Genomic DNA, 8,256 nt, shown 5'->3' with positions numbered 1-8,256 from the left:
CCGCTGTTGAGCGCCCAGCGGGGATGATCACCTTCGGGGCCATACAGGTCGGGGAACAGCAACCACAGCCGGTCATCCATCTGGTTGAGTAGGTCGTTCGCCACTTCGCTCGCCTGACCGCGAAGCGCCTCGTCATGGAACTGGTCCGCATCGGCCATGCCGTCGCCGTGGATGTACTGCGCGAGGTGCATGGTGATGATCGCGGCACCAATCTCTGCCTGAGCCTCGGGGGTAAGGAGCTTCCACGCCTCGGCCGGGGAGAAGGGCAGCGGCAAGCGGCCCCAGAACGCGGAGTGGTCGGGCAGGCGGTTGGTGTCGCTGTCGCGCAGGGCGGCTTCCCGCTCCCAGATTGGGCGGCGGGGCGGGCGGGCTGCGAAGGCGGCGGAAGCGATGGCGTTCATGGCTGGGCGATCCTTCAGTGAGCGCGAGCGGCGCGGGCGGCCTTGGCGAGCGCCCAGGTGGCCTTGAGGGTGACGGAGAGGGCCTCGCCCCAGGTCGAGCCAGTGCGGCCCTGGTGGACGCGGGCGGCGGCGATGGCGGCCGACATGATGGCGGCACGGTCGTACTCGCCGGCAACGACGAGGGGGCGGCGCTTGGCGGAGGTGGCGGCAATCAGTCCGCGGGCAGCAAGGAGGCCCGCCGGGCGATGGGTACGGGTCGCAGCGATCTCCTTCATCGCGGTAGCCCAGTGGAGAGAACGGGTGGCGGCCATCGACTTGGTCTCGGGTGTTTCATGTGCTATGAGCACCTTTATGGTGCCAATAGCAGGTGCCGTCAACCCTAAAATGGTGCTGTCAGCACATGAACCCGGGCCAACCCGAAAACCCGCCCCTTCTCACCGTAGAACAGATCCGGATGGCCAAGGCGGCTCTTGGGTGGTCGAACCCAACGTTAGCCGAGAAAACCGGGCTTCATCGCAACACCCTGAACAGGGCAGAGAACGGCGAGGCTAAGAGATCGACGCTTGAGTTGCTTCGGAGGGTGTTCGAGGAGGCCGGCATCGAGTTCATCCCCGAAAACGGCGGCGGCGCCGGGATCCGCTTCCGCAACCGGGCGGACGGGACGCGGGATGAGCACTGAGGGCGCGCTGTGAGCCTGATCCACAACGAGCGGGCCAAGCTGTCTGCGACGTTCCTCAACAACATCGCTGTCGCGGTGATCGGCAGCGGCCTGATCGCGCCGTTCTTCGTGGCCCTCTACGGCCTCGGGAACCTGACGGCCGAGCAGATCCGTTTCTTTGGTCTCGCCGCCCCGGGTTGGGTTCTCCTCGGGGTGGGCCTACATTTCCTGGCGAGGGCCGTTTTAGGAGGGCTCAAGGAATGACGTGGTTCGAGCTCTACGCATTGGCCGGCGGCCCCCTGGTGATTATCGCCGTGGGCGCTTGGCTCGCCTATGATGCCAACCGCTGGCGGTGGCATCGCCCGTGACGGACATTCGGATCCTGGCCTTCGTCATCGTTCCGATTGTGGCCGCCGCGTTCGGTTGGGGTGTCGCCTACTGGGCTCGGCACGCGGCGTGAGTCCCGTAGGAAGCGCTCTGCCCCTATTCGTTGCTCCCGCTGTAGTCTGGGCCGTTGCGATCTTCGTCTTCTGGTTCACCGGCCGGGAGGACCAGAAGCGCCCGCCCGATCGGTGATCCGGCAGCCGTCAGGCTACGCTTCCTCACTCGGCGGGATTAGACGAAGCCCGACGAACTGAGGCCAGTGCACCATGATATCGCTGCACACCTGGCAGCGAGCGTCGTTGCGGTCGTTGATCATGCCGTCAGCCGTCGCCTCATACACGGCTCGGCAATTGGAGCACGTGATGCGTTCGCCGGGTTTGAGATCGTGGGCATTCATGTCTGCATCATCTCGCGGCCGCCAAGGCATATCCGCATAACACGAATACAAGGCCTTTGGCCGTCATGGTCCAGACGAGTCGCGCTGACGCGGCCGCCGGAGACCGTCGATGAACACCGCCTTCCTCCTGATGGCTCAGTACGGCGGCGCAGCCGTGATCCCGATCGACGTCGTGTGCAGGGACTACTTCTGGCACCTGACACCGCAGAAGCTCGTGCAGAAGATATCGGCTGGAGCCATCGCCCTGCCCCTCGTCCGGATGGAAGCCAGCGAGCGGTGCGCCAAGGGCGTGCACCTGGTCGACTTGGCGAAGTGGATCGACGAGAGGGCCGAGGCGGCGCGCAAGGAGTGCCAGCAGCTCAGCGGCCGGTAGCAGGTACCTTCACCCCTGCCGTTTCAACGCAGCGCCAGTATGACGAGATAGCATCTTAGTGCTGTAGCGCTACAGCACGGCGGCATCATACGTTTGCAGTGCTTTCATACTGTGGCGCTTAGATGCTACGGCGCGACAGCATCACAGGTGAGACATGCGGACCCTGACACTCGTCACGCAGAAGGGAGGCGTCGGGAAAACGACGCTGGCAGCCTCCCTCGCCGTCGCTGCCTCCGAGGCCGGCGAGAAGGTCGTTGCCCTCGACCTCGACCCACAAGGCTCGCTCGGGGCCTGGGGTGACACTCGCACGGCCGAAGCACCCGCGGTCGATAGGCTACCGTCCGATCGGCTCGGCGAGTTGCCCGCTATCCTCGAGGCGCTGAAGGCGGAAGGCTACACAGTCGCGATCCTCGACACGGCGGGCGTATCCTCGACTGGAGGCAATCTCGCGATGCAGGCCGCGGATCTAGCCCTTGTGCCGGCCCGTCCCTCGCGCCTCGACCTACAGGCCACAATGCCGACCATCGAGACCCTGATGCGGCTCGGGATGCGAGATCGGTTCGCCTTCGCGCTGAACCAATGCCCGCCTGGACGGTCATCCCGGGCGACGGAGGCAGCCAGCGGGTTGAGCATGTTCGGGGTCCTGGCAGAGCCGCCGCTGGCGCAGCGTGCCGACCATCAGGACGCTATCGCGGCCGGGCAGGGCGTCACTGAGTTCGCCCCGGACGGGAAAGCAGCCGAGGAGATCCGAGCGCTTTGGGTGTGGGTGGATCGTAAGATGAAGGGCAACCGGACATGAGCAAGCGCCCCTCCCTGATTGGTGGCCTCACCCTGCCAGGTGCCGAGCCGGCCGCGCCCAAGCCGGATGCTCCCGCCGATCGGGCACCGCTCGAGGCTCCCGCGAAGCCGACTGGCCGGCGCCCGCGCCCCGAGACGGTGCACACGTCCATCTACCTGCCGCGCGAGGTGCATCGCCGGCTGCGCGAGATCGCCTTCACCCGGGACGTGAAGGTGCACGATGTCATCATGGAGGGGATCGATGCCGCGTTGCAGAAGCACGGGCATCCATCCGTCGAGGCGCTAAAGGCCGGAGCGAAGCAAGAGAAATAGCTCTGCAGCGCTTCCATGCTGTAGCGCTGTCATGCCATAGCGCTTTTGAGGACCTTGAGCATGGGCCTGGGCACGTATCACCGCGGCTGGTTCGCGCGTCCAGCCGCTTTCGACCCCTCTCGGACGTAAGCGTTCGCTGTGTGGATGGTCATATCGTGGTACACCCCCCCAGCATGCGGCAGGAACGATCCGAGAAGCGGCTCATGATCAGGAGCGCTCGCACCAACGATGGGCCCGGATCGCCGAACCGAGCCAACCTACTCACCGAGATCGGCTTCCATGACCACGCCCACTGAGCTGAGCAAAAAGGCGCTCTTCGGCATCGCCGGCCTCGACAGCATCCTGGGCGGCGGTCTCACCCGTGATCGCCTCTACCTGCTTGAGGGCGACCCAGGCACAGGCAAGACCACGATCGCGCTGCAGTTCCTCCTTGAAGGGGGCAAAGCCGGCGAAGGGGGCCTCTACATCACCCTCTCGGAAACCAAGCAGGAGTTGTCCGAGAACGCCGCCTCGCACGGCTGGAGCCTGGACGAGCGTATCTCGGTGTTCGAACTCGTCCCGCCTGAGAGCCTGTTCGAGGAGAGCCAGCAGCAGAGCCTGCTCTACTCTTCCGACCTCGAACTAGGCGAGAGCACCCGCTCCATCATCCGAGAGGTCGAGGAGCGCAAGCCAGCACGCATCGTGCTCGACAGCCTGTCCGAGATCCGCCTCCTGGCTGGCGGTTCCCTGCGCTATCGCCGGCAGATCCTGGCGCTCAAGCACTACTTCGCCGGCCGCGGCGCCACCGTGCTGATGCTCGACGACCTCACCGCCGACATAATGGACAAGACTGTCCACAGCGTCGCCCAAGGTGTCATTTGCCTGGAGGAGATAGCACCTGAGTACGGGGCCGAGCGCCGGCGCCTGCGCGTCGCCAAGTACCGCGGCCAGCGATACCGCGGCGGCTACCACGACTTCACCATCGCGACGGGCGGCGTGCAGGTCTTCCCCCGTCTGATCTCGCTGGAGCACAAGACCGCGTTCGCGCGCACCAAGCTGGTGAGCGGCATCGGCCAGCTCGACGCTCTGTTGGGCGGGGGGATCGAGCAGGGATCGAGCACCCTGATCCTGGGGCCGGCTGGCACCGGCAAATCGCTGCTGGCCATCCAGTACGTGCTCGCGGCCGTCGCCCGGGGCGAGAAGGCGGCGATGTTCGTGTTCGACGAGGAGCTGGGCCTCCTGTTCGATCGGACCCGGCAGATCGGCTTCGACCTTGAAGCGTTGCGCGACCAGGGGCTGCTCTTTATCGAGCAGATCGATGCCGCCGAGCTATCGCCGGGCGAGTTCGCCCACCGGGTGCGCAACTGCGTCGACGAGCACGCGGTGAAGACCGTGGTGATCGACAGCCTGAACGGCTACCAGGCCGCGATGCCGCAGGAGAATGCGCTGATCCTGCACATCCACGAGCTGCTGCAATACCTCAACCGCCAAGGGGCCGCGACCTTCCTGACTGTCGCCCAGCATGGGTTGGTCGGCGACATGAAGGCGCCGGTCGATGTCACCTATCTGGCCGACACGGTCGTGCTGTTGCGCTACTTTGAGGCGCGCGGGCATGTGCGGCGAGCGATCTCGGTGGTCAAGAAGCGGGCCGGCACGCACGAGGGCACGATCCGCGAGTACCGCATCGGCTCATCGGGGCTGATGATCGGCGCGCCGCTGATGGGCTTCCAGGGCGTGCTGCGCGGCGTCCCGGTGTATGTGGGCGAGGAGGAGAATGACCTCGAGCTATTGCCGAGCGACAGCGCCGTGTGACGATCACACGGGATTTGTAAGCCGACCATGACGGGCATGGCACGAGGGTCTGCTTTCCACCCTCAGCGGCCCTTGCCCGACTGCCCGTGATGAACCCTCAGCATGATCACAAAGGCCTTCATCGCACCGCTACAGCGCTACAGCGCTAAAACTCTGTAGCGCTACAGCATGATGGTGTTGCAGCACGACAGCGTTGAGGATTAACTTTCGATGAGCGAAGCGCCACAGCGCTGGCATACTGCAGCGCTTTGATAGCGCAAGGACGGACCGACTTGGTTCACCTACTGACCCTAAAAGGCAGCTGGCGACCCATTCCTCTGGCCATGCCCCGATTTAGCTGAAGTCACGCCTCATACAACCTAGATGTGCACAAATGGTTAGTGCAACCATGCGCATAGCGCATGGTTCCTGGGACATAGGTCGTATGGTGCGATGCAGAAAAGCATGGGATACATACCCCATGCACGGCCGCGACGGCGTCGCGGTCATGTTGTGCCCTCTTTGGGCGTTTCCTCCCTAGACTTCGGGCCGCTCTCTTGGGCGGCCTTTTTTCTGTCTGGGACGAGGGTCTTAGCCTGCGGGCGTGCCGCTCTCAAGCACAATTGTGCGCCATCCCTAGGCAGATGGCACTTTCTTGCACAAGCGCGGCAAATGCCCTGTCACAGGCCGCCCTGAGCGAACTACTTGGTGATCCGCTTCGGCGAGATCGGATCACTGGCCGGGAACGTCTCCTCCACCGCCTGGTCGAGGAGCTGATCCTGCCGCTCCTGGAGATCATCACCCGGCTTCAGCTGGCCAGGCGCGCTGGCAGCGGCGAGATCCGCCTTGGCTTTGGCCGGGTCATGCGGCTGGACCTCGTTGTGGTCGGTGCTCTTCGTCGGGTCGATCATTCGCGCGCTCCTGCAGCTGATGGCGATCAACGTGCAAGGTCTGGCGGTGTTCGTTCGGGCGCTCTCAGCAAGCAAGGCCTCGGTCGGGCGGATCAGAATTCCTCCTGTCATTGTCGCCCTCGGCGTTTTCACGCGGCCTCCACCCGGAGCGGTCTCTGCACGATCGGGCGTGGTAGGCGTCGCCCTCAGGGTCATGACGCCACCTCTTTGCCTTGTGTAGCACTTTGGCGTCTCAGCGCTGTAGCATTACAGCACGATAGCCTTGCGGTGCGCCGACACCAGATGTAACTTTCGATAAGCGTCATTCTCGAAAGTTTCAGACAGGCGCGGTCGCAGGATCGGTGATGAAACAAAGCCCAGGCTATCATTCATCTCCAGGTCTCGGTGTGGTAGGCTCGCGCCCGCTTGCCGGGGAGTTGCCGGCGCGCTCCCCCGATCCGGGGACCGGGCGCGCTGGCGCTTCGGTCACCCCTGCCGATGTGCTAGGATCCGCCTCACTTGGCGGGCGGGTTCCGGCGCGATCACTCCAACATGAGACAGGCCGCGCCGGGCCTGCGCCGAGCCCCGCCAGCCTGTTCCGCGAGATGCCGGAAGCTGCGTGGCTCCTCGCCGAGGCGATCACCGCCAAGGCGCCGCCCAAGCCTGAGTTCGGATCACCCTGCAATGGGTGCGGCTTCTGCTGCGCGGCCGAGCCCTGCGGGGTGGCCCGCCAGTTCGTCCCGGGTGCGGTCAAAGGCGCCCCGTGCCCCGCGATGGAATTCGAGCACGGGCGGTTCTGGTGCGGGATGGTTCGCCGGCCGGGACACTATCTCGGCCTCCCTGCCTGGGGTGACGAGGAGATGGGCGCCATGATCGGGGAAGCGCTCGGGACCGAAAAGGGATGCTGCGCCGATGTCGGGTAGCCGCCGGCCTCACTCGTCACAGGCTGTGGCAAGTGGCGAACTCTGCCACTTGCTTCCGGCCGAGCCCGCGGAGCGGAGTGGCCAACTTGGCCGCCCGGCTGCAAACGAAATCTTTTCGTCTGCTGAACCAAGTCGCCAAGTTGGCGACACGGGCGGGCCCGCCAGCCTGCCCGCCGAGTATGCAGACAACAACTTGACGCCTGCATTGCCGGTTGGCGCCGCCGCGGCGCAAACTTCCGCCGGCCTGCCCGCCGAAGCCGCCACCCTCGTCGAGTCCTACCAGCGCGCTAGCAAGGCCGACGCCACCGTGCGAGCCTACAGGGGCGATGCTGCGGCGTTCGAGGCTTGGTGCAGCCGCTACGGCTTCCGGCCACTGCCGGCGAGCCCTGAGGCTGTGGCCGGCTTCCTGGTGGCGGAGGCCGAGGCGGGACGAGCCGCCTCAACGATCGGTCGGCGTCTCGCCGCGATCAAGTACGCGCACAAGCTCGTCCGGCAGCCGGACCCGACTGAGGACGAGGCGGTGCGAGCCACGATGAAGGGCATCCGGAGGAAGGTCGGGACGGCCCCGGATCAGAAGGCAGCGGCAACGGCCGACATTGTGATGGCGATGCTGATGCGCACGCCCGACACCCTCACCGGTAAGCGGGATAGAGCTCTACTCGCCCTCGGGTTCGCGGGGGCCTTCAGGCGGAGCGAGCTCGTCGCCCTCGACGTGGCGGACCTGCGCGAGGATCCGGAGGGCCTGAGGGTGCTGGTGCGCCGATCGAAGGTGGACCAGGAAGGCGCCGGGTTCGAGAAGGCTATTCCGCATGGCCGCTTCATCCGGCCGGTTGCCCTGCTGCGCGATTGGCTCGATAGCGCCGGGATCACGGAGGGGCCGGTGTTTCGGCCGGTCTCGAGATCCGGACGGGTGCGGGGCACCCTCCCACGCGAAAGGGGAAGGGTTGGCGAACTTCGCCACTCCTCCGCTGATGCCTCTGGTGTCGCAGATTATGCGACTCCTGCGCCTCGCCTCACTACCCAAGCTGTCGCCGACATCGTGAAGCGGTACGCCACCGCGGCCGGGCTCGATGCCTCGACGTTTGGGGCTCACTCCCTGAGGGCTGGCTACATTACCACCGCCGCCGAGCGTGGGGCAGATCTCGCCCGCATCATGGATCAGTCCGGGCACCGGGATACCCGGACGGTCGTCGGCTACATCCGGCGAGCGAACGCCTTCAAAGGGCATTCGGGGTCAGGGTTTTTGTAGGGTCTCTAAGCGATTGCGTCATCTTTCTTGTACATCGCAACCACCTGCAGCCTCCAAGCAACTTGTGCGATCGAAGATATCTAATTTTGTTTATGACAAAA

At 65.2% G+C, this 8,256-nt stretch carries 10 protein-coding genes; 7 read left to right on the top strand and 3 right to left on the bottom strand.

The annotated features are described in order from the left end of the window. Both BM430_RS29360 and BM430_RS29355 read right to left on the bottom strand, forming a co-directional pair. On the bottom strand, positions 1 to 401 hold a 401-nt coding region (locus tag BM430_RS29360; protein ID WP_093570759.1), incomplete at its 3' end, for a hypothetical protein. A gap of 14 nt (positions 402 to 415) precedes the next feature. After that, complete coding sequence (locus BM430_RS29355; protein WP_093570758.1) at positions 416 to 712, bottom strand: hypothetical protein; 297 nt, start codon at positions 710 to 712, stop codon at positions 416 to 418. A gap of 143 nt (positions 713 to 855) precedes the next feature. Here BM430_RS29355 and BM430_RS29350 point away from each other — a divergent pair, with 143 nt between their 5' ends. The 6 genes from BM430_RS29350 to BM430_RS29325 all read left to right on the top strand — a co-directional run bounded on the left by BM430_RS29350 (position 856) and on the right by BM430_RS29325 (position 5,114). Beyond that, a complete protein-coding gene (locus BM430_RS29350) occupies positions 856 to 1,080 on the top strand; it encodes a helix-turn-helix domain-containing protein (RefSeq protein ID WP_093570757.1) in 225 nt (74 codons plus the stop codon). A 9-nt stretch (positions 1,081 to 1,089) separates the two neighbouring features. Then, positions 1,090 to 1,323, top strand: a complete 234-nt coding sequence (locus BM430_RS29345; RefSeq protein ID WP_093570756.1) for a hypothetical protein — start codon at positions 1,090 to 1,092, stop codon at positions 1,321 to 1,323. Positions 1,324 to 1,949: 626 nt separating this feature from the next. Beyond that, positions 1,950 to 2,213: a pyocin activator PrtN family protein gene (locus BM430_RS29340; protein WP_093570755.1), complete on the top strand. Its 264-nt coding sequence runs from the start codon at positions 1,950 to 1,952 to the stop codon at positions 2,211 to 2,213. Positions 2,214 to 2,367: 154 nt separating this feature from the next. Beyond that, positions 2,368 to 3,012: a nucleotide-binding protein gene (locus BM430_RS29335; RefSeq protein ID WP_093570754.1), complete on the top strand. Its 645-nt coding sequence runs from the start codon at positions 2,368 to 2,370 to the stop codon at positions 3,010 to 3,012. Beyond that, on the top strand, positions 3,009 to 3,323 hold the full coding sequence (locus tag BM430_RS29330; RefSeq protein ID WP_093570753.1) for a hypothetical protein: 315 nt from the start codon (positions 3,009 to 3,011) through the stop codon (positions 3,321 to 3,323). The genes BM430_RS29335 and BM430_RS29330 overlap by 4 nt, the downstream gene beginning before the upstream one ends. 279 nt (positions 3,324 to 3,602) lie before the next feature. Beyond that, positions 3,603 to 5,114 (top strand): ATPase domain-containing protein, encoded by a 1,512-nt coding sequence (locus tag BM430_RS29325; RefSeq protein WP_093570752.1) that lies wholly within the window; start codon positions 3,603 to 3,605, stop codon positions 5,112 to 5,114. A 680-nt stretch (positions 5,115 to 5,794) separates the two neighbouring features. Here BM430_RS29325 and BM430_RS29320 read toward each other — a convergent pair. After that, entirely contained in the window at positions 5,795 to 6,004 is a 210-nt protein-coding gene (locus BM430_RS29320) for a hypothetical protein (protein ID WP_093570751.1), read from the bottom strand. 1,095 nt (positions 6,005 to 7,099) lie between these two features. Here BM430_RS29320 and BM430_RS29310 point away from each other — a divergent pair. Next, positions 7,100 to 8,155, top strand: a complete 1,056-nt coding sequence (locus BM430_RS29310; RefSeq protein ID WP_244539707.1) for a site-specific integrase — start codon at positions 7,100 to 7,102, stop codon at positions 8,153 to 8,155. Positions 8,156 to 8,256 lie beyond the last annotated feature (101 nt).

The organism is Methylobacterium sp. 174MFSha1.1 (genome assembly GCF_900116815.1).
Taxonomy (GTDB): Bacteria; Pseudomonadota; Alphaproteobacteria; order Rhizobiales; family Beijerinckiaceae; genus Methylobacterium.
This window is presented reverse-complemented; position numbering and strand designations above follow the sequence as displayed.

Coding starts and splice junctions, on each gene's coding strand:
- BM430_RS29355 (WP_093570758.1), bottom strand. CDS start 712: ATGGCCGCCACCCGTTCTCTCCACTGGGCTACCGCGATGAAGGAGATC.
- BM430_RS29350 (WP_093570757.1), top strand. CDS start 856: ATGGCCAAGGCGGCTCTTGGGTGGTCGAACCCAACGTTAGCCGAGAAA.
- BM430_RS29340 (WP_093570755.1), top strand. CDS start 1,950: ATGAACACCGCCTTCCTCCTGATGGCTCAGTACGGCGGCGCAGCCGTG.
- BM430_RS29335 (WP_093570754.1), top strand. CDS start 2,368: ATGCGGACCCTGACACTCGTCACGCAGAAGGGAGGCGTCGGGAAAACG.
- BM430_RS29330 (WP_093570753.1), top strand. CDS start 3,009: ATGAGCAAGCGCCCCTCCCTGATTGGTGGCCTCACCCTGCCAGGTGCC.
- BM430_RS29325 (WP_093570752.1), top strand. CDS start 3,603: ATGACCACGCCCACTGAGCTGAGCAAAAAGGCGCTCTTCGGCATCGCC.
- BM430_RS29320 (WP_093570751.1), bottom strand. CDS start 6,004: ATGATCGACCCGACGAAGAGCACCGACCACAACGAGGTCCAGCCGCAT.